Source organism: Pedobacter soli, from assembly GCF_900101435.1.
Lineage (GTDB): Bacteria > Bacteroidota > Bacteroidia > Sphingobacteriales > Sphingobacteriaceae > Pedobacter > Pedobacter soli.
Genome location: NZ_FMZH01000005.1, coordinates 226,975 through 252,536 on the forward strand (window position 1 = coordinate 226,975; position 25,562 = coordinate 252,536).

General features: G+C 39.6%; 25 protein-coding genes. 18 read left to right on the forward strand and 7 right to left on the reverse strand.

The genetic code is table 11. The annotated features are described in order from the left end of the window. The first annotated feature begins 165 nt into the window (after positions 1-165). On the forward strand, positions 166-1,035 hold the full coding sequence (locus tag BLR37_RS12970; RefSeq protein ID WP_090769179.1) for a hypothetical protein: 870 nt from the start codon (positions 166-168) through the stop codon (positions 1,033-1,035). Positions 1,036-1,094: 59 nt separating this feature from the next. Here BLR37_RS12970 and BLR37_RS12975 read toward each other — a convergent pair whose 3' ends face one another. Both BLR37_RS12975 and greA read right to left on the reverse strand, forming a co-directional pair. Beyond that, on the reverse strand, positions 1,095-1,493 hold the full coding sequence (locus tag BLR37_RS12975) for an HIT family protein (protein ID WP_039472785.1): 399 nt from the start codon (positions 1,491-1,493) through the stop codon (positions 1,095-1,097). A 78-nt stretch (positions 1,494-1,571) separates the two neighbouring features. Further along, positions 1,572-2,045 carry a transcription elongation factor GreA gene (greA, locus tag BLR37_RS12980; protein ID WP_039472782.1) on the reverse strand — a complete coding sequence of 158 codons (474 nt, stop codon included), beginning with the start codon at positions 2,043-2,045 and terminating at the stop codon, positions 1,572-1,574. Between the two features lie 315 nt (positions 2,046-2,360). Between greA and BLR37_RS12985 the strand changes: the two genes are divergently transcribed. After that, entirely contained in the window at positions 2,361-4,241 is a 1,881-nt protein-coding gene (locus tag BLR37_RS12985; RefSeq protein ID WP_090769182.1) for a M1 family metallopeptidase, read from the forward strand. Between the two features lie 68 nt (positions 4,242-4,309). On the opposite strand, the gene BLR37_RS12990 is transcribed toward BLR37_RS12985, so the two are convergent. Beyond that, positions 4,310-4,786, reverse strand: a complete 477-nt coding sequence (locus BLR37_RS12990; RefSeq protein WP_090769184.1) for an OsmC family protein — start codon at positions 4,784-4,786, stop codon at positions 4,310-4,312. A 273-nt stretch (positions 4,787-5,059) separates the two neighbouring features. Further along, entirely contained in the window at positions 5,060-5,986 is a 927-nt protein-coding gene (locus tag BLR37_RS12995) for an NAD(P)-dependent oxidoreductase (RefSeq protein ID WP_090769186.1), read from the reverse strand. A gap of 242 nt (positions 5,987-6,228) precedes the next feature. Here BLR37_RS12995 and BLR37_RS13000 point away from each other — a divergent pair, with 242 nt between their 5' ends. The 5 genes from BLR37_RS13000 to BLR37_RS13020 all read left to right on the forward strand — a co-directional run bounded on the left by BLR37_RS13000 (position 6,229) and on the right by BLR37_RS13020 (position 13,337). Next, positions 6,229-8,715 (forward strand): TonB-dependent receptor, encoded by a 2,487-nt coding sequence (locus BLR37_RS13000; RefSeq protein ID WP_090769188.1) that lies wholly within the window; start codon positions 6,229-6,231, stop codon positions 8,713-8,715. 58 nt (positions 8,716-8,773) lie between these two features. Continuing rightward, positions 8,774-11,200, forward strand: coding sequence for an outer membrane beta-barrel protein (locus BLR37_RS13005; RefSeq protein WP_090769191.1), 2,427 nt, complete (start codon positions 8,774-8,776; stop codon positions 11,198-11,200). 28 nt (positions 11,201-11,228) lie between these two features. Next, positions 11,229-11,783: an NUDIX domain-containing protein gene (locus BLR37_RS13010; protein ID WP_090769193.1), complete on the forward strand. Its 555-nt coding sequence runs from the start codon at positions 11,229-11,231 to the stop codon at positions 11,781-11,783. Between the two features lie 291 nt (positions 11,784-12,074). Next, positions 12,075-12,536, forward strand: a complete 462-nt coding sequence (tnpA, locus tag BLR37_RS13015; RefSeq protein WP_090769195.1) for an IS200/IS605 family transposase — start codon at positions 12,075-12,077, stop codon at positions 12,534-12,536. Between the two features lie 36 nt (positions 12,537-12,572). Beyond that, positions 12,573-13,337: a lysophospholipid acyltransferase family protein gene (locus tag BLR37_RS13020; protein ID WP_090769197.1), complete on the forward strand. Its 765-nt coding sequence runs from the start codon at positions 12,573-12,575 to the stop codon at positions 13,335-13,337. 71 nt (positions 13,338-13,408) lie between these two features. On the opposite strand, the gene BLR37_RS13025 is transcribed toward BLR37_RS13020, so the two are convergent. Together BLR37_RS13025 and BLR37_RS13030 are read right to left on the reverse strand one after the other, a co-directional pair. After that, on the reverse strand, positions 13,409-14,158 hold the full coding sequence (locus BLR37_RS13025) for a LytR/AlgR family response regulator transcription factor (protein WP_090769199.1): 750 nt from the start codon (positions 14,156-14,158) through the stop codon (positions 13,409-13,411). A 60-nt stretch (positions 14,159-14,218) separates the two neighbouring features. Continuing rightward, positions 14,219-14,947, reverse strand: coding sequence for a sensor histidine kinase (locus BLR37_RS13030; RefSeq protein ID WP_244154657.1), 729 nt, complete (start codon positions 14,945-14,947; stop codon positions 14,219-14,221). Between the two features lie 555 nt (positions 14,948-15,502). On the opposite strand from BLR37_RS13030, the gene BLR37_RS13035 reads away from it, so the two are divergent. The 4 genes from BLR37_RS13035 (at position 15,503) to BLR37_RS13050 (ending at position 19,315) form a co-directional block, all read left to right on the forward strand. Next, positions 15,503-15,760, forward strand: a complete 258-nt coding sequence (locus BLR37_RS13035) for a hypothetical protein (protein ID WP_090769203.1) — start codon at positions 15,503-15,505, stop codon at positions 15,758-15,760. A 6-nt stretch (positions 15,761-15,766) separates the two neighbouring features. Then, positions 15,767-16,675 carry an ABC transporter ATP-binding protein gene (locus tag BLR37_RS13040; RefSeq protein WP_090769205.1) on the forward strand — a complete coding sequence of 303 codons (909 nt, stop codon included), beginning with the start codon at positions 15,767-15,769 and terminating at the stop codon, positions 16,673-16,675. Position 16,676: 1 nt separating this feature from the next. Beyond that, positions 16,677-17,474 (forward strand): ABC transporter permease, encoded by a 798-nt coding sequence (locus BLR37_RS13045; protein WP_090769207.1) that lies wholly within the window; start codon positions 16,677-16,679, stop codon positions 17,472-17,474. A 272-nt stretch (positions 17,475-17,746) separates the two neighbouring features. Continuing rightward, positions 17,747-19,315, forward strand: coding sequence for a M28 family metallopeptidase (locus BLR37_RS13050; RefSeq protein WP_167356602.1), 1,569 nt, complete (start codon positions 17,747-17,749; stop codon positions 19,313-19,315). Positions 19,316-19,414: 99 nt separating this feature from the next. Here the strand turns inward: BLR37_RS13050 and BLR37_RS13055 are convergent, their stop codons facing one another. Continuing rightward, positions 19,415-19,645 (reverse strand): response regulator transcription factor, encoded by a 231-nt coding sequence (locus BLR37_RS13055; RefSeq protein WP_052265991.1) that lies wholly within the window; start codon positions 19,643-19,645, stop codon positions 19,415-19,417. A 311-nt stretch (positions 19,646-19,956) separates the two neighbouring features. Here BLR37_RS13055 and BLR37_RS13060 point away from each other — a divergent pair, with 311 nt between their 5' ends. From BLR37_RS13060 to BLR37_RS13090, 7 genes are all read left to right on the forward strand, one after another. Next, positions 19,957-20,325, forward strand: coding sequence for a hypothetical protein (locus BLR37_RS13060; RefSeq protein WP_090769209.1), 369 nt, complete (start codon positions 19,957-19,959; stop codon positions 20,323-20,325). Positions 20,326-20,328: 3 nt separating this feature from the next. Next, positions 20,329-20,973 (forward strand): hypothetical protein, encoded by a 645-nt coding sequence (locus BLR37_RS13065; protein WP_090769211.1) that lies wholly within the window; start codon positions 20,329-20,331, stop codon positions 20,971-20,973. 29 nt (positions 20,974-21,002) lie between these two features. Further along, the gene (locus BLR37_RS13070; protein WP_167356603.1) at positions 21,003-21,731 is read left to right on the forward strand and encodes a sensor histidine kinase; all 729 of its coding nucleotides are present in this window, start codon (positions 21,003-21,005) and stop codon (positions 21,729-21,731) included. A 4-nt stretch (positions 21,732-21,735) separates the two neighbouring features. Further along, on the forward strand, positions 21,736-22,377 hold the full coding sequence (locus BLR37_RS13075) for a response regulator transcription factor (RefSeq protein ID WP_090769216.1): 642 nt from the start codon (positions 21,736-21,738) through the stop codon (positions 22,375-22,377). A 192-nt stretch (positions 22,378-22,569) separates the two neighbouring features. Beyond that, a complete protein-coding gene (locus BLR37_RS13080; RefSeq protein WP_039472733.1) occupies positions 22,570-22,947 on the forward strand; it encodes a BlaI/MecI/CopY family transcriptional regulator in 378 nt (125 codons plus the stop codon). Continuing rightward, positions 22,944-24,911, forward strand: coding sequence for a M56 family metallopeptidase (locus tag BLR37_RS13085; RefSeq protein ID WP_090769217.1), 1,968 nt, complete (start codon positions 22,944-22,946; stop codon positions 24,909-24,911). Before BLR37_RS13080 ends, BLR37_RS13085 begins: the two co-directional genes overlap by 4 nt. Positions 24,912-24,938: 27 nt before the next feature. Continuing rightward, entirely contained in the window at positions 24,939-25,556 is a 618-nt protein-coding gene (locus BLR37_RS13090) for a TonB-dependent receptor plug domain-containing protein (RefSeq protein WP_167356604.1), read from the forward strand. Positions 25,557-25,562: the final 6 nt, after the last annotated feature.

A 25,562-nucleotide genomic window follows, 5' to 3' on the forward strand; every position in this document is an offset into this window, starting at 1 on the left:
CGGTAACCGATTACAAAAGGTTGCCTTTAAAATTTATTTTTTTGAAATTATTTTTATTTCGCTGGTTTTCACAAAAAATGTTGTTTCCGGAAGCAACTATTTACAAAGCCATGGCGTAATAGCAGCATATTATTTTATTAAAGTTAAAACTAAAAACGAAATCTTATGCTAATCTACTTAAAAAGAAACCTGTTGGCCTTAGCTTGTATGGCCCTGGTTATTACAGCCTGCAAAAAGAACAGTGCCGACGAACCCACTCCTGAACCTGTACCACAGAAAAAAGGGATCCAGCTGGCAACCAGTACCACATTTGGAGCGGTATTAACAGATAAGGATGGAAAAACGCTTTACTTTTTTGCTTCTGATGTAGCAGGTACGCCAACCTGCAGTGGTGGCTGCGAAACAACCTGGCCAATATATTATTCGGCTGATGCCAGCACCGACCTCAACTTAAACAAAGCCGAAGTGGGCGAAGTAACCCGTGCCGATGGACGTAAGCAAAGTACTTACCGCGGCTATCCCTTATATTACTATGCCAGCGATGCTGTCGCCGGAGAAATTAAAGGTGATGGTGTGGGTGGAATCTGGTTTGTGGCCAAGCCTGATTATTCATTAATGATAGCCAATGCCCAGTTAATTGGTGCTAATGGCAAAAGCTACACCAGTGCTTATGTAGAAGGAACCGGCAATACCAAATATTTTACCGATGCCTTTGGCAGAACGCTTTATGCTTTTGGACCCGATAAAAATGGGGTTAACAATTACACCAAAGGCGTTACCCAGGAAGGAATCTGGCCGGTTTATCAATCTGAAGTATTGATTGCACCATCAGCTATTGCAAAAACTGATCTTGCTGTAATTACAGTCGCTGCAATTGGCAAAAAACAACTTACTTACAAGGGCTGGCCATTGTATTATTACGTACCTGATGCGAAAAGAGGCGATAATAAAGGTATTACTGTTCCAGGAACTGCAGCCCCGGGTTCAGTTTGGCCGTATGTGTATACCACAACTGCAGTTGCTCCGGCACCATAAAAAATTTGAGGGTTAGGCGGGTAGAATGGTCGGCTGGCAAATTTGCAGCCGACCTTTTTTTATGCTTCGAGTAAAGCCTGCCTGATTTTCGCAGCAGCTTCTGCCAATTCTTCGGTGGTAGGCTTTAGCTTTTCTTTGCTAAAGTTCATATCGCTCACATTGTTCATCGGAATTAAATGGATGTGTGCATGAGGCACCTCTAATCCAATTACCGAAACACCAACCTTTTTACAAGGGAAAGCAATTTTTACCCCTTTAGCTACAATTTTGGCAAACATCCAAAGCCCAACATAATGATCCTCTTCCATATCGAAAATATAATCGACTTCGATTTTCGGAATTACCAGCACATGGCCAGCAGTTAATGGAGAAACATCTAAAAAGGCTAAATATTCAGCAGTTTCGGCTACAACATGTGCGCTGATTTCTCCTGCAACGATTTTTGAAAATATAGTCATTAAGGTAAAGGGTATAAAGGTTAGCGTTAAGCGTATGGCGCGAAGCGGTTTACCCATCTATCGCCATACGCCATATACTTATCTCGAGATCTCGAGTACTTCGAATTGCATTTTACCTGCAGGCACTTCGATTTCGGCAAATTCGCCAACCGATTTACCCAGTAAGCCTTGCGCAATAGGCGATTTAACAGAAATTTTTCCTGTTTTTAAATCAGCTTCACTCTCGGCCACCAATTGATAAGTCATGGTAGCACCGTTTTTAACATTTTTTATTTTAACGATAGATAATGCAAGCACTTTCGATAAATCTAATCTCGACTCATCAATTAAACGTGCATTGGCCAACGTATTTTGTAATTTGGCTATTTTTGCTTCATGCAACCCCTGTGCCTCTTTAGCTGCATCGTATTCTGCATTCTCCGATAAATCACCTTTATCCCTTGCTTCTGCAATTGCTTTAGATATAAGCTGACGACCGGTTGTAGTTAGATAATGTACTTCTTCTTTCAATTTATCCAACCCCTCTTGGGTATAGTATGTTACCTCTGTCATTGCTCTTTTAATTTTTATTCAAACGCTATAAAAAACAAACAAGACTACATAGTTGGTTTGCTACATAGTCTTGCTTCAATTATAACGAAGATAAATTGTGGAAATTACAAAAGCAAATAAATTACCATGATTTTTCAGTTTACCCATGTTTGAGTAAGATTATGGAATTAGCTTAAACATTATTTCAATCCTTCAAAACTTAAAAATCCAATCATTTTACCAATATGCGAAGCTCACCAAATCGTAACATTCAGTCATACACCCCTCCGAAATTCAATCATTAATTCTATTTTTAGCTTAAAATTATTCGTAAAAATGAAAAAGTTACTTTCTATAGCCCTGCTGATCGGCCTGGGCGGCTATGCAGCTTCTGCACAAGAGCTTTATATGCCACGGAATATTAAAGCGGCCTATACAAAGGGTACGCGCTCGGCAAGCGGAAAACCGGGGCCAAATTACTGGCAAAACCATGGTAAATATAACATGGATATTAAGGTAAATGCCGAAACAAAGGTGGTTAGCGGCGAGGAAGAAATTTTGTACAGCAACAACAGTACTGATACCTTAAGAAACCTGGCTATTCGTTTTGTAAATAACCTGCATAAACCAACTTCGCCAAGAGGCGGTGCGGTAAGTGAAGATTTTTTAAGCTCGGGTTTAAATATTTCTGCTTTTTCAGTTGATGGCGAAACCTATAACGTAAACAGTAAAGATTGGGGAACCGTTGGTAATGTAAAGTTAAAAAAGCCTTTATTGCCCAAATCAAAAATCACAGTTAAAATAACCTGGGATTATCCCTTATCAAAAGAAAGTGGCAGAGAAGGACAAATTGATCCCAATTCTTTTTTTGTAGCCTATAGTTATCCCCGCATTTCAGTTTTCGACGATTATAACGGCTGGGATCGCATTCCACATACCGACCGGGCAGAGTTTTACAACGATTTTAACGATTATGAATTCTCGATCAAAGCGCCTAAAAATTATGTAGTTTATGCTACGGGCGATTTCCTAAATCCGGATGAAGTGCTGCAACCTGAAATTTCGGCACGTTTAAAAAAATCGTACAATGGCGATGAGGTAATCCACATTGCAACCGAGCAGGAAATGAAAGACGGTAAGGTTACTGCACAAAAAGACTGGAATACCTGGAAATTTGCCGTACAGCACATTACCGATGTTACTTTTGCCTTGAGTAACCATTACGTATGGGATGGCGCCAGTGTAATTGTAGATAAAAAGACCAATCGCAGGGCCAGTACACAAGCCGCTTATAACCCAACCACCGGTACCGATTTTGTAAATTCAGTTAAATACAACCTGAATGCTTTAGACTGGTTTTCGAACAACTGGCCAGGCATTCCTTACCCTTATGTCAAAACCATCGCCTTCCAGGGTTTTGCCGATATGGAATACCCGATGATGGTAAACGATTCGCAATTTGGCGACCCGGTTTTTGCGCAACTGGTGCAAGACCATGAGGTGGCGCACACCTACTTTCCATTTTACATGGGTATTAACGAAACCCGTTATGCCTACATGGACGAAGGATGGGCAACTACTTTTGAATACCTGATTGGCATTGCCGAACACGGTAAAGAAGCAGCCGATAAATTTTACAAAAACTTTAGGGTTGATAAGTACATTAACGATAAATCAGCAGAAGAAGATCAGCCGGTAATTTCGATGTCCGATCAGGTTTCGGGAGCTGGTTACGGCAATAACTCTTACGGTAAAGCTTCTTTATCTTACCTGGCACTGAAAGATATGCTGGGTGATGAGTTATTTAAAAAAGCATTGCACACCTACATGAGCAACTGGAACGGCAAACACCCTATTCCGTGGGATTACTTTAATTCGATGAACTCAGGATCGGGACAAAACCTGAACTGGTTTTTCCAGAACTGGTTCTTCACCAACAATTACCTCGATTTAGCCGTTACCAAAGTGAGTTCTACAGCTGGTAAAGCTACCGTAACGATTAAAAATGTGGGCGGTTTTGCCATTCCGTTTGATGTGGTAGTTACCTATACCGATGGAAAAACAGATACGATCCATAAAACGCCTGCGGTTTGGAAAGCAAACCAGAAAGAAATTAATGTAACATTTAATGCAGGCAAAAAGATAAAATCAGTTTCGCTGGATAATGGCATTTATATGGATGCCACTCCTGCTGATAATGTTTGGGCAACCAAATAGTTGGTAATTCACAGTTTTCAGTTGGCAATTATTAAAACTGCCAACTGAAAACTAATAACTTATTATTCCTAAGCGTTCTCTGCTTTGCAGCTTGCTTCGTGTTTTACCGGAAAATTGAGTGAATTAGCTATAAAACACATTTTATTGGCTTCTTTATGTAATGCTTCTGCCAGCTCGTAATGTGCCTTATCTGCAATTAAAACCTGCGGGTGCAACGTAACTTCCCTAAAACGTCCACTTCCATCAGCCGATTCTTCCATGGTGCCTACCGCCTCATCTTTATAATCGATTACCACAATTTCATTTTTAGAACAAAGGTGTAAATACCACAACATGTGGCAGCTCGATATAGAAGCCAATAACAGATCTTCGGGGTTATATTTAGATTTATCGCCTAAAAAAGCCGAGTCTGACGAACCCGAAATATCGGCTTTACCTTTTATTGAAATAACATAATCGCGATCGTACGAGCGATAATCCATTGTACCAGAGCCTTTATTGCCCGTCCAGGTTACTGTAGTTGAATATAAGTGATCTTTCGGCATGATAAATTGAGTTAAATTTTCTAACTCAATTTAAACATTATGATTGAATTGAGGCAAAAAATATCAACTGTTTTTTACACGCAGCTAATTTATAATGCTTCAAACCTCGCAGTTTTTTGAAACCTGCGAGGTTATATACTTAAGCCAACGCTAGTTTCTAACGAGCGTTGAATAATTTATCGTTTACAAACGATAGAATCGTATAGCTATTTATGCACTCGTTTGGAAACGAGCGCAAACGTTTTTATTTTAAATCTTGCAGATATTGTATATCTAAAATTTAATCCCGCTTAATTTCTCAGCCAATACTTCAGATATTTTACGATAAGAATCAAATGTCCAGCCACCAACGTGCGGGGTTAAGATCACCTTATCGTTATTTTTAAGTTCATTATACCAGGACTGTTCGCCCAGGGCTGGAAATTTTTCTGTTTGCAGTACGTCAAGTCCGGCACCTAATATTTTACCTGCTTTAATGGCGTTTAATACCGCATCAATTTTAACAATTTCGCCACGGGCAGTATTGATGAAGAAAATCGGTTTTTTAAAGTGAAAGAAATATTCATCATCTACCATCAGCCTGGTTTCGGTAGTTAACGGAATGTGCAGGCTCAACACATCACTGTGTTTTACAATTTCTTCCATGCTTACCTCGCGTGCAAATGCATCACTAAAGCCGGTTTTATATTTATCGTAAGCCATAACATCAACCTCAAAACCCGCCAGCTTTTTAGCAAAACTCTGCCCCATAAAGCCATAACCAATAATTCCAACCTTTTTGCCTTTCAGCTCATAACCACGATTCCCTTCGCGGTCCCAAAGGCCATTTCTGATTTCGATATCTGCTCTCCTGAAATTATTCATCAGCGAAAGCAACAAACCGGTAGCATGTTCGCCCACAGCATCGCAATTGCCTTCCGGTGCATTAATCAATTCGATATTTCTTTCAAAAGCAATCTGATCGTCGATATTATCTAAACCTGCCCCAGCCCGGGCCACAAATTTTAAATTGGGTGCCGCGGCAAAAATTTCGGCATCAATCCTGAATTTAGTCCGCACAGCAATACCGGTATAATCTTTTATTTTCCCGAGTGTTTGTTGACGGGTAATTTGCGGTTCATCATCAACCTCATATCCCATAGCAATAGCCCGTTCTTTAAATACAGGGTGCAAATCATCAACAATCAATATTTTTTTCATCTGTTATTTTATGCTCAATGTGATAAACAAAAGTAACATTTTGAAGATCGTTCAATTGTAATATTCCACCATTGTTTTCCACGAAAGGGAAAACTGCCAATTGCTAACTGTAAATCGATTTATAACCAACAAAAATATTACCATAAAATGGCTGTAATAAAATGGTTACGCCTCCTTAATTAAACTTCCTTGCCGTTACTTTGTCTCCCTTTATAAAAATACACGACAAAAACTAACTTTTAATGAGACTCTTACATTCGAGAACAATACCAATTACCTTATTGCTTCTAACCCTTGCTTTTAATCTTTTTGCCCAAACCGGCGGAAGTGCAAAAATTACGGGGGTACTTAAAGACGCTAAAACACAAGAAACCATTCCATTTGCAACAGCAGTTTTAATCGATAAATCTACAGGAAAAAATGCCAAAATTGCCCAAACAGATGTAAACGGAGCGTTTACGATGACCAATATTCCAAAAGGAAACTTTACGTTTAAAATCAGCTTTGTGGGTTACCAAACCATGGTTCGCGATAACGTAGCCATTACAGCCGCCACGGGTGCATTAAACTTCGGCGAGATAAAAATGAATGCTGCCAAGGGCAATGTACTGAGCGAGGTTACCGTTACAGGCCAAAAAGCCGCTATGCAGATGGGAATTGACAAGAAAATATTTTCTGTTGACCAGAGTTTGGTGAGCGAAGGTGGTTCGGCCGGCGATTTATTGCAAAATGTACCTTCGGTTTCTACCGATATGGACGGAAATGTGAGTTTACGCGGATCGACCGGGGTTAAGGTTTTAATTGATGGTAAACCTTCTTTAATCGCCGGCGGAAATGTGGCGCAGATTTTAGCCTCTATTCCGGCAAGTTCGATCGAAAGTGTTGAAGTAATTACCAATCCATCGGCTAAATACGATGCAGAGGGCCAATCGGGTATCATTAACATTGTATTAAAGAAAAATACCAGACTTGGCTTTAACGGTTCGGTTGCAGCAACAGCTGGTAACCGCGATAACTACAATGCCAACACCAATTTAAGCTTCCAAAACAGTAAAGTAAACATTTATGGTAACTACAGCTACCGTTATGGTAACCGTGTTGGTGGCGGTTTTCAAGATATTACTTATAAATCAGATGAGGCTACAACGCGTTTTGCCAGTCAAAATACCGTTTCAAAATCGTTAGATAAAGGCCATAATGCCAAAGCAGGTATCGATTATTATGTGGCGCCTAAAAGTGTAATCAGTTTATCAGGAGGTTTTAATTCAAGGGCAAACGACCGGAATGAGCTGCTTGATATCAGACAATTAAACCTTGCTCAAGCACCGGTTTTACTGAGCACCAGAACCAATACTACTGATGGTTATGGCAACAGTTACGATGCCAACCTCGATTTTGTACAGAAGTTTAAAAAACCGAAAGAAGAGCTAACCTTTAACTTTGGTTACTCGTATGGCACCAATAACAACGACCAGAATTACAGTACCACCACTACAAACCGCAATGGTACGCCAATAAACGAAACGTTAAGTTTGCAACGTGTATTTAATACCGGCAACAACACCAATTACAATATTCAAACTGATTATGCTTTGCCGGTTGGTAAAGCAGGTAAAATTGAGGTAGGTTACCGCAGCCAGATCCGTTTAGGAAATAACGATCAATATGCAGATTCGATCCCTACAAACACCAATATTTTTATCCAGAACAATAAACTGATTAATGGTTTCGATAGCAAAGACCAGGTACATGCACTTTATTTTAACTACCAGAACCAGATTAAAGATTTTGGTTATCAGATTGGTTTAAGGGGCGAAGATGCGCGCTTAGATACGCACCTGGAAGGTTATACCAATAACGTGCTAACCACTAGCGAAGGCAACATCCATTACAAAAGGATATACCCTAGCGTTTTCTTAACGCAAAAATTGAAAGGCGAAAACCAGCTTCAGTTAAGCTATACCCGTCGTGTAAACCGTCCACGCCCGTGGGATACCAACCCGTTTTTAGATGTTTCTGATCCGTTAAACTACAGAGGCGGTAATCCGAACCTGATACCGGAAGATGTGCACTCATTTGAGTTGGGCTATAGCAAATACTGGAAGAAAGTAACTTTAACTTCGAGCTTATATTTCCGTCAAACCAACGATGTGATCCAAAGGGTAAGAAGCACGCCAGTTAATGGTATCATTACTTCAACCCCTCAAAACTTATCGCACCAGATTAATAGCGGGGTAGAATTAATTGGTCGTTTTGATCTGATTAAACCGTTAAATTTTACCACTAACGTTAACTTATATCAGGCTAAGTTTGCTGGCGATGCAAGATTTGATATCCCTTCTAGCAGCGGTTTTAGCTGGAATGCGAACCTTACCGCAAACTTAACCGTAGTTAAAAACCTGTCGTTACAGCTGCGTGGCGATTACCGTGCCCCTGAAGTAATGGCTCAAGGTAAGCGTAATGCCATGTATGGTGTAGACGGAGGTGCTAAATATGATTTCCCGAACAAAAAAGCTTCGTTAAGTTTCAATGTGAGGGATGTGTTTAACACCAGAAGATGGAGCATGACTACAGAAGATAAAGCCACCATTGTTGATTTTGAACGCCAGTTTCAGGGAACTATGGGTAACTTAACCTTCTCTTACCGTTTTGGTAAAACTACATTTACAGGTACTAAAAAACAAAAAAGAGAAGATCAGGATAACCGACCTGATGAAGGATCATTTTAATTTTATCAAAGGTGCTTAGTAAATTTGCTAAGCACCTTTTTTTTTAAATAATTAGCGCTTGAAAAAACCTTTACCTAAACTTGGTCTTATATTTTTTCTATTCTTCTACTCCTTTACAACCTTTGCGGCCGAAAAAGGTGTAATTAGTGGAAAAGTGGTCGAAGAAGTTGGTGGATTACCCGTTCCATCTGCAGTAATATCGGTTTACCTCGATAACTCTGAACAGCCGGTAATTACCTCAGCTACCGACGAAGACGGCCGCTTTAGCATTAAAAACCTAAAGCCAGGCAATTACAGCATCCGTGTAAGTTTTGTTGGCTACGCCCCGTTAAAAGTAAACGGCATTACCCTGACCGAGAAAGATTACGATAAAAACCTGGGAGCGTTAAAACTTAGCTCCGAACAAAATTCGCTGCAGGAAGTTACCATTACCGTACAAAAACCACCCATCGAATTTGGTGCCGATGGCGTTACCTATAATGTAGGCTCTACCCTACTGGCCGAAGGCAGCACTGCCACCGATGTACTTAAAAATGTACCTATGATACAGGTTGATATTGATGGCAATGCCACCATAGCAGGCAAAAGAAATACCCGGATCTTTATAGATGGTAAACCATCTGATTATATGACCTCGAACATTGCCGACCTGCTCAATGTACTTCCTTCAGATGCGATTGATAAAATAGAGGTACTAACCAACCCTCCTTCCAAATACAGCGGCGATGGCGAAGGCATCATTAATATTGTGATGAAAAAAGGTTTTAAAGTTGGCTTTAATGGCAATGTTGGCATTGCAGGTGGCTTACAGGGCAACGGCAACACCAATGCAAACGCTTCTTACCGGGGTAAATCGTACGCGCTTAATGGCAGTGCCGCTTACCGCTACAATGTAAGCAAAGGTGATAGCCATAATTTCCGCGAGAATTTCTTTCCCGATACCACTTTCTATTACGATCAGTACGGAGGCTACAAAAACCATAATAACGGCGGTAATTTCAGGCTGGGTTTAGATTGGACCATTAGCCCCAAACAAAGTTTGCGCCTGTCAACCAATTACAACCTCAACCATACCAACTCCAATTCTTCTACCGATCTGCACTATTTAAATGAAAATTATATAGAAAGCCGCTTGCGTAACCAGCTCAATACCGGTAACGGGAACAGCAACAATTTTGTTTTTAATACCGATTACGATCTACAAACCGACACCAGCGGCGGAAAAATATCACTAGGACTAAATTTCAACACCAATAAAAATATCGATTTCCGCAGCTACAGTACCACCTATGCCCAGCCTAGTACACTAAATCCCAGCTTGCAGCAAAACAATAACCACACTGGCAACCGCGGATTAAATGTAACTTTGGATTACGAAAAGTCCATATTTAAAAAGCGCGACAGGATAGAGGCAGGCCTGGCTTTTAGCTATAGAAAAAATGATAACAATCTGCTTATTGAAAACTTCAATTTTGCTTCCCAGCAATTTTTGCGGAACAACAAATTATCAAACCAATTTTTATACAACGAAAACATTGGTGCTGCTTATGCCTCTTACAATTACCGTAACGTAGGCTGGGGCGTAAAAACCGGTGTCAGAGCAGAGCTTACGGATGTTGCCTTCGATTTATCGACAGGAGAAAATTATAATGTAAAGCCCTATTTAAGTGTTTTCCCTAATCTCTCACTCAACCGTTTTTACCGCAAACGCTACAATATTGGTGCTACCTACAGCATCCGCATTAATCGCCCGCGTGAAAATACATTAAACCCTCAGGTAAATAATGTAGATACACTGAACATTTCTTACGGAAATCCCAATTTATCGCCTGCTTATACCCACCAGTTCGATATCAATTTCGGAGCATTCGGGCAGAAATGGTCTTTTAACCCAAGGCTATCGTATTCTACAAGTCAGGGTGTGATAGAACGTTACCGTACGGTTACCCTAATTCCGGGTTCGAACACGGCGCGATCTGAAAACACCTACGATAATGTGGGCACCAATCGTGCGCTATCGCTCATTTTAATCGGCAATTACCGCCCAACCAATAAAATATCGGCCAACGGAAATTTTAGTGTTATCCAAAGCAATTATAAATCGCAGCTCAATAGCTCTTTAAACCGTGATGGGATTAGCTTCAGGGCTGCAGTTGGCCTGTCTATGCAATTGCCATTTAAAACAGCTTTTGAGTCGAATTTAAATTATGCCAACAATGCCAATGCTCAGGGCCGCAACAAAGGCTCTATGACTTCCAATTTCTCGGCGAGGAAGGTCTTTTTCGCTAACCGGTTAAACCTGCGCGTAACCATCAACGATATTTTAGGTAACCGCACCAATACCTTTTTTAACGAAGGTCAGAATTTCAGGGTAGAGAATTATTCGACTAACAATACCCAAAATTTCACCTTTAGCCTCAATTATCGTTTTACTAAAATCAAGGTGAATAAAATTCCGCCACCACCACCGGCAAAACCGCAATAAGCTAAAAGGATAATCCCTATATTGCAGTATGGAAGAGATTAATCCCTGGAAAACGCTGCAAAGTGATGTAAAATACGATAACAACTGGATCCGCGTAACCGAGCATCAGGTAATTAACCCCACTGGCGGAAAAGGTATTTATGGTGAGGTGCATTTTAAGAACCTGGCCATCGGGATTTTACCACTTGATGAGGATTATAATACCTGGCTGGTTGGTCAGTATCGTTACCCCATAAAAGCTTACAGCTGGGAAATTCCTGAGGGTGGTGGCCCTTTCCACGAAGTACCTTTAGATAGTGCCAGAAGGGAATTACTGGAAGAAACCGGTATGAGCGCTCAAAACTGGAAAGAAATTTTAAGGTTGCACCTCTCCAATTCGGTAAGCGATGAACTGAGCATTGTTTATGTGGCTACCGGCCTGATTAAGGGTATTGCCATGCCTGAAGAAACGGAGGAACTGATGCTTAAAAAATTACCTTTTGAAGCGGCATATCAAATGGTGCTCAATGGCGAAATAACCGATTCGATAAGCGTAGCGGCAATTTTAAAAGCCAAAATAATGATGCAAAACGGCCAATTGTAATGCATACAATCACCAAATGTTCCTAACGGAACATTAAAAATATTTCGCAATATTTTTCTACCGGGCAAATGTCCCTACGGGACATTATTCTAATTCACAAATTAAATGTTCCGTAGGAACAAATCCCGGGTAGAAAATTTAAAAAATATTTTGTAATTTAAATTAACGATTGCATTAATAAGAAATCATCCCCATATATTACCGGTTGCATATTAAGGGCAAATATTCCGGTAAAAATGGCGATCGTTATGTCGTTCCATAGGAACGTTTGATTTTTTAATTATATGCATTATGCCAAATACCTATACCCAATTACACATTCAATTTGTTTTTGCCGTTAAATACAGGGCTTCATTAATTCAACCAGATTGGAAAGAAAGGCTTTTAAAATATATTACGGGTATTTTCCAGGCCAATGATCATAAAATGATCCAGATCAATTGTATGCCCGATCACATCCATATTTTTATCGGCCTGCGCCCACATCAATCAATTTCGGGCTTAATTCAAAATGTAAAAACCGAAAGCTCAAAATGGATAAACAATCAGGGTTTCTGCAAGGTTAAATTTGCCTGGCAGGAGGGTTACGGTGCATTTTCATATGCAAAAAGCCAGGTTCCAAGGGTTATTCAATATATCCAGAATCAAGAGCAACACCACAGAAAAGAAAATTTTATAAAAGAATATACAGGTCTTTTAAGAACCTTTGACGTACAATATGAAGAAAAGTACATCTTTAAAGAACCCGAATAATTTATTGTTATCTTTGCCATCCATTAAATCAACCAGATGAGCAAGCTTTTTGGCTATATTTTAAGCCCGATTTTCTATATCTTCTTCGGATTATTCCTTTGCATCTTCCACCCTATTCAATGGTTATGCTATAAACTATCCGGTTATAAAGCGCATAAGGTTTCTGTTGATGTGCTGAATTTTTGTTTAACCTATTGTCAGCTGTTTCTTTTTAATTCCATAAGCTTTAAAAACACCTACAATTTACCGACTGACAGGCCCATTATTTTTGCAGCGAACCACCAGAGCATGTATGATATCCCATCGCTAATCTGGTTTTTAAGAAAATACAGCGCAAAGTTTATCTCCAAAATTGAACTTGCCAAAGGTATTCCATCTATATCCATCAACCTGCGTTTAGGTGGTGGGGCCAACATTAACCGCAAAGACAATAAACAGGCCATATCTGAAATTATTAAACTTGGCCGCCGCATGAAAGAAAACAACTGGAGCACAGTAATCTTTCCTGAAGGTACTCGGGCTAAAGATGGACAGGTAAAAACCTTTCAGTTTGGCGGTATTGCAACGATTTTAAAAGTGGTACCCTATGCACTCGTTGTTCCGGTAGCAATCGAAAACTCCTGGAAAATCGTACGTTTTGGAATGTTCCCTTTAACTACTGGAAATGCCCTTAAATGGACGGTTTTAAAACCGATAGAACCAGAAGGAAAAACAGCAAACGAAATTACTTTCGAAGCCGAAAATGCAATCAGAAAAGTTTTAGGTCAGGAGCTTGAGGAAAACAAAGTATCAGGTACTTAGTATCAAGATCAGGAAGGGCCAAACGTTTAATTCCAGCTTTTGCTTACCGGCTCCGGACTTCAGACTCAGCACTAAATATTCTTATTCCCGATTACCCTGAAAAATTCGTCGCGGTAAGTATCGCCCACCGGAATAATCTTCTGGTTAATGGTGATGCGGCTGCGCTCAATGCTTTCAATTTTATCTACAGCAACAATATACGATTTGTGTACGCGGATAAACTGGCTCTGCGGCAACGCCTCTTCCATTTTCTTCATGCTCTGTAACGTAATTACACGCTCATCTTTCGTAAAAATAGAAATGTAATCTTTTAAGCCTTCAATGTACAAGATATCGTGGAGGTAAATTTTTTGGATCTTATGCTCCGTTTTAACAAAAATATAATCCTGTACCGGGTTTGGTGTACCCGAAAACGGTGCTGGTGTAACCAAAGGTTGAGCAACACTTGCTGGGACCTCTACTGGCTTTACCTGGTTGTGTACCTTTTCTACGGCCTTATAAAAACGATCGAAAGCAATTGGCTTTAACAGATAATCAGAAACATTCAGGTCGTAACTTTCAAGTGCATATTGCGGATAGGCCGTGGTTAAAATATAATGGCATTTGTTGCCTGCAATCTTCAAAAACTGTATGCCCGTTAATTCAGGCATCTGAATATCCAAAAACACCAGATCAATCCCCCCACCCTGCACAATTTGCAAGGCTTCAATGGGGTTTTCGCATCTTTTAACCATCGTTAAAAAGGGTACTTTTGAGATATAATCCTGTAAAATATCAAGCGCTAAAGGCTCATCATCAACAACAATACAGTTTAGGTTCATTTTAGATTTTAATTTTAATTCACGATTTAATGTATATCCGAGTGTATAAATCGCTCCCGGTTATATATCAATCATCAGTTCGCAGGTGTAATGCGTAGCCGAATTTACAACATTTAATTTATATCTGTCAGGATAAACCAATTGTAAACGTCTTTCTACGTTGGTTAAACCTACCCCACCCTGTGCATCTTTATTTAAATGGCTTTTTTTGTTAATTACACTAAAATGCAAAATCTTCTGGTTGGCAATAATATTTATTTTTACAGGCTCGGCCGGGTCGTTCACTACACCGTGTTTAAAGGCATTTTCAACAAACGAAATTAACATTAAGGGCACTATTTTCTGGTCGTCAATCTCGCCGTTCAGCGTAAGCTCAATGAAAGCACCATCTTTAAACCTGATTTTTTGCAGTTCGATATAATTGGTTAAATAATCTACCTCTTTACTTAATGAAACTGTTGGGGTATTGCTTTCATAAATCATGTAGCGCATAATTTCCGAGAGCTTCATAATTGCATCGGCAGTTTTATCCGATTTCTGATAAGCCAGCGAGTAAATATTATTTAATGAATTGAACAGAAAATGTGGGTTTAACTGCGATTTTAAAAACTGGAGCTCCATTTCGCGGCGCTCGCTTTCTAAATTTCTTTGAATTCTTTCACTAGAGAACCAATCGATGGTAAATTTAATAATGCAGCTGCTGATAATAAAAAAACCACCCACAAATGCCTTCCCGATAAAATATTCGTTTACATTATACTCGCTGCTGTGTCCCCGTACAATCATCATATCTGCAGGATTTAAGACTGCAATTATTGTTTTGACTAAAGCTGCAATCCCAATCATGAGAAAAAAAGCAATAACATAAAGCCAATACTTTTTTCTTTTCTTTATCAGTTCGGGGATTAAAAAAATATAATTAATGTAAAACACCGAAACATTCAAGATCCCAAAAACGCCAAAAGAGATTAATTCCCTTTTAACAGTTACCTGCGAGGTACTTGTTATAAGAATAACCCCAGCACCTACTAAAATTATTGCCCAGAAAATACTATGTAATATTAGAACTCCCTTATTTTCCTTCATTTAAAATGTGTTTATCAATTAAAAGCGTAAAATCAATATTTGAGATAATCGCTTCATGCATCCAAAGTAAATAAACTTTCAATTTAAACCGAACACAATCTACCAACGGGCATTTTTTTTCTACCAACGGCCCAATCGCCAAATTTTATCGACAAACGCCAAAAATGTCTGTTGATCTAGAATCTTGAACACTTGGTATAATACATTTTAGCAGCTTGTTTTTCTTGACTTTCTTTGAATCATCAAAACGATAATAACATGAAAACTACATCAGCAATCAACTTAAACAACCAGGCAGTAACTGCTGATGTCAGCTTCACTGTCTCTCAAATAAAACAATCGATCATGAAAAAGTTAGCAAACACATCACCATTTTTATTTTTATTATTTCCAGTATTTATGTTGATGATTTTAACCCTTACGTTTAACACCAACAAAAGCGATGCTGAAATTGTTGTAAAACCTGCTAAAGCTTCTACCACAATTGTAAAACAAGTATCTGCTATTTTCAAATAGGAAATAATGGGTAATTACGCTATCGAAACTGTAGGCTTAAATTTCAACTTTGGCAATCAGGCCATTGTAAAAGACCTTTCGCTACAAGTACCCAAAGGCAGTATTTATGGTTTTTTAGGCCCTAATGGCGCTGGCAAAACCACTACCATTAAAATATTGCTCAACCTGTTAAAATCGCCTTCCGATCAGGTATTTATTTTCGGTAAGGAGATTAACAACAACCGGATAGCCATTTTAAAACGCGTGGGCGCCCTGGTAGAGCAGCCCGCTATTTATGGCCACCTAACTGGTAAAGAAAATTTAATAAACCGCTGTATATTACTCGGTATAAAAAAGAGCAAGGCCAGCGAAATGCTGGCCCTTGTTGGTTTAAGCGATGCTGCCGACAAAAAATCGAACAAGTATTCGCTGGGTATGAAACAGCGTCTAGGCATTGCCCTTGCACTCGTTTCCGATCCCGAATTACTTTTGCTCGATGAACCCACCAATGGCCTCGATCCGAACGGCATTATCGAAGTGCGCAACCTCATGATAGACCTTGCCGTAAAACACCATAAAACTATCCTCGTTTCAAGCCATTTGCTGGCCGAAATAGAAAGAACAGCCACCCACGTTGGTATTATTAACAAAGGGCAGTTGCTGTTTCAGGGCACTATCGATGAGCTTCACCAACTTAGCAAACCCATGCTCGAAATTGAAGTTGATGATACTGAAAAAGCTGGCGCATTCATTTCAAAATCGGGTTATGAAATTGCAGGCCAAACCGATAAAAAAATCACCATTCCATTTACCTCTGCGCAGGAAAGTGCTACTTTAAATGCATTATTGGTGCAAAATGGCTTTAAGGTAAGCAGCTTATATCAGCAGCGCAAAGATCTCGAAAATTTATTCCTCGATATTACCAAAACCAACTAATATGCGCTCTTTATACATCTCGTTAGTATCCGAATTTTACAAATCAAAGAAAACCCTGGCGTTTTGGGCAGCCATATTGTTACCGCTAATCATTTGCGGGCTCATTACTTTTGGTTTTTACTCGAGCTCCGAAAAAATTTTAAACTATCATTATCCGCCCATAATGCTATGGGGGCAATACTGTGGGGCAGCGCTAAACGTAATGGGTTTACTGGTTATGCCATTCTATGTTATATTTATGGCTTTCTCGGTAAACAACATCGAACACAAAAACGATACCTGGAAAACCCTGTTTGCCCAGCCCTTAAACAAGTTTTCTATTTACACGGCGAAATACCTCTACGCAGTAGGCTTAATATTTATCTCCTTGTTTTTATTTGCCTCACTCACCTATGGTTTTGGGCATTTACTTCAGGTATTGGTGCCCAAATACAACTTTAATCAATATAACCCGCTAAACATTTTAATCAACGCTTACACCAAATTATTCCTGTCATCGCTGGGTATTTTATCCCTGCAGTTTATCCTCAGTTTGGTGTGGGCCGATTTTCTTAAACCCATGGGCATAGGTTTTGTAGGCACCATTATGGGCATCATTACCGCCAATGTAGGCTGGAAATACGCTTATTTAATCCCTTACTGCCTGCCAACCCTATCGTTAAGGATAACAAAAGTAAAAAAAGGTGCCAATCCCTTAGATTTTCCCGTTTTTACACAAGAAATATGGACCAGCTTAATTTATGCGCTCATTCTTTTTATCGTGGGTTATTTTATCGTGAGCAGAAAGAGCATTAAATAATAATTCGAAAAGCAATTTCAGCCTTTCATTTTAACGCCTCTCCTGCTTTACATTACAAGTCCTCTCCCGATGAAAAATCGGGATTTCGGGCTTTTCATTTCATCCGATAGCTATCGGATAAGATTTATTTAACTTCCGTCCGGTTAAAAAAACACCTTTCCACGCAAAAAACGCCATATAAAAACAGCCTCCATGTAAAAATCTCATTGTAAAACGATTTGAAGGGCTTTTAAATGTATTTTTAAGTTAAAATCACCTAACAAATTATTCTCATGATCAAAAGATTTACCATTACCGCACTGGCTCTTGCCTTGTGCTTCCCGGCTTTTGCACAAGATACCCCCGATGCAGCCATAGTTCAAAAAATAAGGAAAGAAGGCCTTGAAAATTCGAAAGCAATGGACATTGCCTTTAACCTGACCGATGTAAGCGGTCCGCGTTTATCCAATTCGCCAGGCTTAAAAAAGGCACAAGATTGGGCAGTAAAACAATTAACAGACTGGGGCCTTAAAAATGCGCACCTTGAAGCCTGGGGAACTTTTGGTAAAGGCTGGCAAATCGATAAATATTATGCGGCAACTACACTCCCTTTTTACCATGCCATTATTGCTTCGCCAAAAGCCTGGACTCCCGGCACAAACGGGCCAATCAAATCAGAAGTAATTTTAATCAAAGCCGATAGCGTTGCCGATTTAGCCAAATACAAAGGTAAACTGGCCGGCAAAATTATCATGATGGATCAGGGTGCTCCTTTAACCAGTGGTACAAAAGCAGATTTTGCTCGCTATGCCGATTCTACTTTAGCACAAATGGCTGCTGCAAAACCACAAGCTGCGGGAGCAAGACAACGCCCAACCGGTGGACCAATGGCCGATAGAATGGCACAAATGATGAAAATGCGCGAAATAAGAGCCGCCATGAATGCCATGTTTGTTGACGAAAAAGTTGGCCTCATTTTAACTTATGCCCGCGGTGGACAAGGTACCTTTTTTACCAGTAATGGCGCTTCTTATGCTTTAGATGCCAAACCCGTATCGCCCGAACTGGAGGTAGCAGCAGAAGATTTCTTACACATTTTACGTCTGTTACGCGCAGGCAAAAAGGTAGAAGTAGAAGCTGATATTAAAACTTCTTTCTACGATCAGGATCCTCAAGGCTACAATGTAATTGCCGAAATACCTGGTACCGATAAAAAATTAAAAGATGAGGTGGTAATGATTGGCGGCCACTTCGATTCGTGGCATGCCGCTACCGGCGCCACCGATAATGCTGCCGGCTCTACCGTAATGATGGAAGCCATGCGCATTTTAAAAGCTATAGATTTTAAACCTAAACGTACCATCCGCATTGCCTTGTGGAGTTCGGAAGAGCAGGGTTTATTTGGTTCCAGAGGCTACGTGGCCAAACACTTCGGCGATCCGAAAACCATGGTATTAGCGCCTGATCAGAAGAAAATATCGGCCTATTACAACCTCGATAACGGAACCGGTAAAATACGTGGGATTTATTTACAGGGCAATACAGCCGCAGGGCCTATCTTTCAAAGCTGGTTAACTCCATTTAACGATTTGGGTGCTACTACCATTACCATAAATAACACTGGCGGTACCGATCACCAGGCTTTTGATGCCGTGGGTATCCCAGGTTTTCAGTTTATCCAGGATCCTGCCGATTACAATACCAGAACACACCACAGCAATATGGATACCTACGACAGGCTGGTAGAAGACGACTTAAAACAAGCCGCTACCATTATAGCATCTTTTGTTTACAACACCTCACAACGCGAGGCACAAATACCAAGAAAAGAACTACCGGCGCCGCAGCCAGCAAGACCATAAGTACATAAAAATAATCAAAAACAAAAGCCTGCCGATTTGACTTTAGGGATCAAATTGCAGGCTTTGTAATTATTGAGAGGTTGTTATATCTTTTAGCCCTTATAAGGACAGTATTCTTTCTTTAAATGCCCATACAATCAACTGGTACGAATTTCTTAAATCGAGTTTTCTTACCATATTTCTCCGGTGGGTATTAACCGTGTGCTCGCTGATAAAAAGCATTTCGCCAATTTCCTTACTGTTGTAACCCATTGATAACAGATGTACTATTTCAACTTCTCTTTCGCTTATTCCGCTATGATTTTCCTGAAGCAGGATATTATTTATCATTTTTAAAAGAATTAAAGGTTTAATCAAATTATGGTTTACAACTTGCTAAATAAACGGACAGTTTCTCCAAAACAGACCCTTTTTTAAACGGGTACAAAAACAGCATTTTGAGGATTCACGACTTTAGTATCTGGTAACGGCAATTTATTTGGTCATCATTGTAATACCAAAAGTAGTGGTAGTCGATAATTGGGCGATTGTGCAAAACGCCCTTATTAATAGGGTATTTTTACGGTATTTAAATTGCAGATTATTCTTGTGGGAACACTTATTATTATCGAATTTTATCGCAAATCAAACAATACATTTTTATGAGTCAAAATTTAAATTCGGAGCCTATCGATCCAAAGATCGCGCAGGCCATGGTTGATGCTTATGCTGTACAGGCAAGAAAATTCCCGGAATCATTTACCAAAGCCGTGTGGTTTCCGGCAGATCAAATCTTAGAAATCGCCAAATCAATGAGTGAAGGCAAATATGATGGCCTTAGAGTTTACTTTTCCCAGTATACCGATGCCTTACCTGATGGCGTAAAAAGTGGAAATGTAGGCAAAAACACTTTGTTGCTGGTACCTACTATCTTAAACGTAGGAAATGGAGAAGACCATAAAGACGATTTGGATAATATTGGAAACCGTGGACAAGGTTGTCCTGACATTTGCGAGGGAACAAGTTTATAACCCATGAGATTATCTCCCATAGTTATCGCCGAAACTGTATGTCTTATCTCTGCAGTTGCATTAGTATGGAAAGATAAATATGCTTTTTGGAAAGTAGTTACCTGTTACATAGCAATAGCATTATTAACTGAGCAGTACGCAGCCTATCTTTCATCCAGGCATCAGCACAATTTATGGTTGTTTAATATCTTCCTTTTCTTTGAGATCAGTACGATATTATTCGGCCTTTACCATTGTATTAAGGCATATATTAACCCTAAGCCCATATTTGCTATTGGCGGCGGAATTATATGCCTTAGTTATGTTATCTTTTTATTTAAGCAGCCTTTCAGCGAATCCAATAACCTGACCATAAGCGTAATGTCGGTAGTTTATGCGCTTTACTGCCTTTATTATTATTACCTGCTGTTAAAAGACGAGAACTTTATCGAAATTAAAAACCATCCCGAATTCTGGTGGGTAACCGGTGTTTTATTCTATTATTTTGGCAGCACCATGGCCAATATTTTTGATGGTTTATTTAATGTGAAAATTATTGGATATGCCACTTTAAGATATTGTATTTACGTACTGTTAAATTATATTTTATACAGCCTTTGGATTTACTCCTTTATATGCAGAATGAAACAACGAAAATTGCAATCTTAGTTGCCATTTCAACACTTATATTTCTTTTAATGCCCATATTCTTATTGCTTTATATCAGGTCATATAACCGGCATAAGAAGAACCATGTACTCGAAAAGCAAAATATGCAGCAAAAGTTCGAAGCTGAAATGCTGCAGGCGCGTGTAGAGGTGCAAGACCAAACCATGCAGAGCATTGCTACCGAATTGCATGATAATGTAGGCCAGCTACTCAGCCTTACTACACTTACCCTCAATTCGGTAAATTTATCCGATGAGGTTAAAGCCAAAAAGAAAATCGAGAATTCGCTACAACTGGTTAATAAATCTATTAAAGAACTGAGAGAACTGGCTAAACTCTTACATGGCGAGCAGCTGGTAGAAAACGGACTTGGTCATGCCATTGATCAGGAAATTAGCTGGCTCAGCAAAAGCGGTGCTTACGAGCTCCAGGTTAACAATACCTTATCAGAATCAGATTACACCTCGCCTGATAAAGACTTGATTATCCTGCGTTTGCTCCAGGAAATCATCAACAACATGATTAAGCATGCACAGGCCACCCAGATCCAGATCGACGCCTATCTTGCAACAAATGTGCTGCATTTAAAGGTAAAAGAAAATGGCGTGGGTTTTAACCCCGACGAAATTAAAGCCCGTAAATCAGGCATGGGCCTCAATTCTATTTATAAAAGAATTGAGATGATCAATGGAAAATTAATATTAAATTCGGCACCGGGAAAAGGTACTTCCATTTCAATAGAGATCCCCTATCCTTAATAATATGCAACACCCTAATATCGCTATCGCTATCGTTGATGACCATACCCTTTTCCGCTCAGGGCTGGCCAGTTTATTGGAAGAATTTGATGAAATAGAAGTAAAATTTGAGGCCATAAACGGAATCGACCTGCAATCTAAAATCAATAACCATCCAGATGTTCAGCTGGTATTAATGGATATTAACATGCCGGTTATGGATGGTTTTGCCGCTACTAAATGGGTTAAAACCAATTTCCCGAATGTACATGTACTTGCGCTGAGTATGCTGGAGGATGAAAAAGCCATTATTGGTATGCTTAAGGCCGGGGCCGGGGGCTATATGCTTAAAGAGTCTACCCCATCCGATTTATTTGCAGCAATTAAAGTAATTGTAGAAAAAGGCTTTTTCGTAAACGAACTGGTATCGGGCAGGCTTTTGGTTGCATTGAAAGATACCGATGCAAAACCCATATTTTCGGCGCGGGAGCTTACCTTCCTGCAGCACTGCAGCACCGAACTTACCTACAAGGAAATTGCCGACATTATGAATGTGAGCCCGCGCACTGTTGATAACTACCGCGAATCGCTTTTTGCCAAACTCAACATCAAATCGCGCACCGGGCTGGTAGTGTATGGCATAAAAAACAACCTCATTACCATTTAGCCCGGCAAAAAAATACAAGCCAAACAACTCATTAACAATACATTAACGCCTCCTCCTTCAGTCTACTAACCGAATCAGTTGCCTCTTTATTTTTTTTCTAATAATTATCAAATAAAATTTGGATAACTAACCAATTAGTTTTAACTTTAGTTTAAGCAAATTATTTTGCCTGTCCTTATTATTATTACCATGATGGAAATTAAAGATTTAACTAAAGCCGAAGAGCAGATTATGCAGGTTTTATGGCAACTGGAAAAAGCATTCGTCAAAGAAGTAATTGACGAACTGCCATTACCTAAGCCAGCTTACAACACCGTTTCAACCATTATCAGAATCCTCGAAACCAAAGGATTTATTGGTCATGAAGCATTCGGGAAAGCACACCAGTACTACCCTTTAGTAAGCAGAGAAGAGTATAAGCGCCATGCAACAGAAAAACTGTTGGGCAATTACTTCGAAAATTCAGTAGAGAGCATGTTCTCTTTCTTTGTTAAAGAAGAAAAACTGGATTTAAGTGATGTTGATGAGATTTTAAAAATGATCAATAACATTAAACACAAGCCAAAATGAGTTTTGCCCACTACCTATTGCAGGTAAACTTATACTTGGTTGTTTTTTACGGTGTTTATAAATTACTGCTGGATAAGGAAACCTATTTTACGTTAAACCGTATTTATCTGGTATCTGCCGGCGTGCTTTCGCTATGTATTCCATTTATTCGTTTAGAATGGCTTACTGAACATAAAGCCGCCCGGCAAGTTTATACAACAGTTAACTGGGAGGCCGTATTACAACAAGCCACAGTAGTAACAGAGCGCAACAATGGCCTCAATTGGGCCAATGCATTTGTATATATCTATTGTGCAGGTATCCTGTTTTTCTTAGGTAGATTGGTATTTAACTTAATGGCGGTAAAAAAGATGCTGGTACCCGGAAAGGCCGGAATGGCTTTTTCTTTCTTCGGCAAAAAAATTATCGACCAGAATCTGCCTCAAATGGATGTAATTGATATCCACGAGCAGGCACACATTAAGCAATGGCATACCGTTGATATTTTATTTTTTGAAATTTTAGGGATCATTACCTGGCTAAACCCTGTGATATACCTTTATAAAAAAACGATTAAAAATATACACGAGTTTTTGGCAGACGAGCTGGCAGCAGCATACCAGGGCGATAAAGCCGAGTATGCGATGCTGCTGCTCAGCAAATCTTTCGGCATTTCGCCAAATGCTTTAACCAACAATTTTTTAGATAAATCATTAATCAAAAAAAGAATTTTCATGCTTCATAAAGAGCGGTCTAAAAAGATTGCCATTATGAAGTATGGAATCTTTATCCCGCTGTTTGCGCTGCTTATTGTATTCTCTTCGGCTACGGTACGTAAAAACGAGAAATTAATCTCTATTACCGATCGCATTCCCTTGGAGAAACCAATAGAAATGGTACAGCAAATGGTCAATACAACAACAACCGAGGCGCCCGCAGTACACAAAATTTCTGTCGAAGGCAAGGCCGATGCCAACTGGAATGGTTTTTACCTGTTTTTATCTCAAAACATTAAATATCCGGCATTTGCCAACAGCTACGAAGTGCAAGGTAATACGCAGATAAAATTCAGCGTAAAGAATGGCAAGCTCGTAAACATAAGCCCTAATGTAGAGTTGGGCGCAGGTTGCGATGAGGAAGTAATGAAATCGATCCTCTCTTACAAAGATTTTAAAAAGATAGCTGATGGTAAATACGCGCTTACCGTAAGCTTTAACATGCCCGAATCTTCAGAAGAGTTTAAAAATAAAGCTTTGCCCAAAACCGCCGGCTACACTAACCTGAATAAAATTAGCGTTGTCTCCTATTTACCTGGTCCAACAACACCAAGCCTGATTCTTGAACCCGATCAGGATAAAACAGTTTACGATTTTGTTTCGATTGAAAAACAACCGGAGTTTCCGGGTGGGATAGCCAAATTTTACAAGTATTTAAGCGGAGCAATAAAATACCCTCAACTGGCGCAGGAAAGAAATGTACAGGGTAAAGTATTTTTATCTTTTGTAGTAGAAAAAAGCGGTCTCTTAAGTGATGTCAAGATAACCAGAGGCCTGGGCAGTGGCACCGATGAGGAAGCACTAAGGGTTATAAAAGAATCGCCAAAATGGAACCCGGGGATTCAGAATGGTTTGCCTGTACGGGTAAGGTACAACATTAATGTTAATTTTACGCTGAACGATAATGAAACAAAAACTGCTAAAAATCAGTCAACCATTAAACTCCGTAACGATATTAAGTTTACCGGCTTAGTGATTTTAGATGGTGTAAAACTTGCTGAGAATACACCTTTGAGTACCATAAATCCGAATAACATCGAATCGATCGAGGTATTGAAAGATCAGGCTGCTACCGATCTCTACGGCTCAGCAGCAAAAGGTGGCGCAATACTCATTACCAGTAAGGGATCAAAAAATAACGCTTTCAGAAAACCGGAAATAAAAGAACTCAACATCGACAAAAACGCACCACTTTTCGATTTTAAATAAAAAATGCTAACCAAAAAAGTAACCAGCATGAAAAAGATAATCGTTTTTACCATTGTAATGGGATTTACCCTGGCAGGTTTTGCACAAAAAGCAGATAGCACAAAAACTACAACCATCAGATTGCGCAGTAATGCTGCATTGAATAGCCTTAAACCATTAATTGTAATTGATGGCAACAAGCAATATAGCAGGGATATTAACCTGGTTTCACTTGCACCTGATAACATAGAATCGGTAAGGATTTTAAAAGATAGCAGTGCGGTTTCAGCTTATGGCGCCGATGGTTTGGCAGGTGTAATTGAAATTAAAACAAAAACAGCGCTTGTAGGAAGTGGCATAGCTCCTGAAAACAATATTAATGCAGAGCAAACCAAAAAAGAGGCAACTTTCAACATTAAACCTGCACCCTATAACCTTAACATTACCAAAACCGAAGTCAAGCTCAGAAATGGTTCAAACTCCCCCCTCTACATCGTTGACGGAGAGGAAATCAAGGAAGAAACCTCGATAAACCAGAGCAATATCCAATCTATGGAAGTTTTAAAAGATACAGCAGCAAAAAAACTTTATGGTGCTAAAGGAATCAATGGTGTAATCATTATCAAAACCAAGGACGCAAAACCCCTTCCACAGAAGAATAATTAATTAACC

What these genes read in the sequence shown, in the direction of transcription:
- BLR37_RS13070 (WP_167356603.1), top strand. Translation starts at nt 21,003, where the DNA reads ATGCCCATATTCTTATTGCTTTATATCAGGTCATATAACCGGCATAAG.
- BLR37_RS12995 (WP_090769186.1), bottom strand. Translation starts at nt 5,986, where the DNA reads ATGAAAAAAATATTGATTGTTGATGATTTGCACCCTGTATTTAAAGAA.
- greA (WP_039472782.1), bottom strand. Translation starts at nt 2,045, where the DNA reads ATGACAGAGGTAACATACTATACCCAAGAGGGGTTGGATAAATTGAAA.
- BLR37_RS12970 (WP_090769179.1), top strand. Translation starts at nt 166, where the DNA reads ATGCTAATCTACTTAAAAAGAAACCTGTTGGCCTTAGCTTGTATGGCC.
- BLR37_RS13050 (WP_167356602.1), top strand. Translation starts at nt 17,747, where the DNA reads ATGATCAAAAGATTTACCATTACCGCACTGGCTCTTGCCTTGTGCTTC.
- BLR37_RS13020 (WP_090769197.1), top strand. Translation starts at nt 12,573, where the DNA reads ATGAGCAAGCTTTTTGGCTATATTTTAAGCCCGATTTTCTATATCTTC.
- BLR37_RS13075 (WP_090769216.1), top strand. Translation starts at nt 21,736, where the DNA reads ATGCAACACCCTAATATCGCTATCGCTATCGTTGATGACCATACCCTT.
- BLR37_RS13025 (WP_090769199.1), bottom strand. Translation starts at nt 14,158, where the DNA reads ATGAACCTAAACTGTATTGTTGTTGATGATGAGCCTTTAGCGCTTGAT.
- BLR37_RS13080 (WP_039472733.1), top strand. Translation starts at nt 22,570, where the DNA reads ATGGAAATTAAAGATTTAACTAAAGCCGAAGAGCAGATTATGCAGGTT.
- BLR37_RS13065 (WP_090769211.1), top strand. Translation starts at nt 20,329, where the DNA reads ATGAGATTATCTCCCATAGTTATCGCCGAAACTGTATGTCTTATCTCT.
- BLR37_RS13060 (WP_090769209.1), top strand. Translation starts at nt 19,957, where the DNA reads ATGAGTCAAAATTTAAATTCGGAGCCTATCGATCCAAAGATCGCGCAG.
- BLR37_RS13090 (WP_167356604.1), top strand. Translation starts at nt 24,939, where the DNA reads ATGAAAAAGATAATCGTTTTTACCATTGTAATGGGATTTACCCTGGCA.
- BLR37_RS13010 (WP_090769193.1), top strand. Translation starts at nt 11,229, where the DNA reads ATGGAAGAGATTAATCCCTGGAAAACGCTGCAAAGTGATGTAAAATAC.
- BLR37_RS12975 (WP_039472785.1), bottom strand. Translation starts at nt 1,493, where the DNA reads ATGACTATATTTTCAAAAATCGTTGCAGGAGAAATCAGCGCACATGTT.
- tnpA (WP_090769195.1), top strand. Translation starts at nt 12,075, where the DNA reads ATGCCAAATACCTATACCCAATTACACATTCAATTTGTTTTTGCCGTT.
- BLR37_RS13030 (WP_244154657.1), bottom strand. Translation starts at nt 14,947, where the DNA reads ATGATGATTGTACGGGGACACAGCAGCGAGTATAATGTAAACGAATAT.
- BLR37_RS13045 (WP_090769207.1), top strand. Translation starts at nt 16,677, where the DNA reads ATGCGCTCTTTATACATCTCGTTAGTATCCGAATTTTACAAATCAAAG.
- BLR37_RS12985 (WP_090769182.1), top strand. Translation starts at nt 2,361, where the DNA reads ATGAAAAAGTTACTTTCTATAGCCCTGCTGATCGGCCTGGGCGGCTAT.
- BLR37_RS13055 (WP_052265991.1), bottom strand. Translation starts at nt 19,645, where the DNA reads ATGATAAATAATATCCTGCTTCAGGAAAATCATAGCGGAATAAGCGAA.
- BLR37_RS13000 (WP_090769188.1), top strand. Translation starts at nt 6,229, where the DNA reads ATGAGACTCTTACATTCGAGAACAATACCAATTACCTTATTGCTTCTA.
- BLR37_RS12990 (WP_090769184.1), bottom strand. Translation starts at nt 4,786, where the DNA reads ATGCCGAAAGATCACTTATATTCAACTACAGTAACCTGGACGGGCAAT.
- BLR37_RS13035 (WP_090769203.1), top strand. Translation starts at nt 15,503, where the DNA reads ATGAAAACTACATCAGCAATCAACTTAAACAACCAGGCAGTAACTGCT.
- BLR37_RS13085 (WP_090769217.1), top strand. Translation starts at nt 22,944, where the DNA reads ATGAGTTTTGCCCACTACCTATTGCAGGTAAACTTATACTTGGTTGTT.
- BLR37_RS13040 (WP_090769205.1), top strand. Translation starts at nt 15,767, where the DNA reads ATGGGTAATTACGCTATCGAAACTGTAGGCTTAAATTTCAACTTTGGC.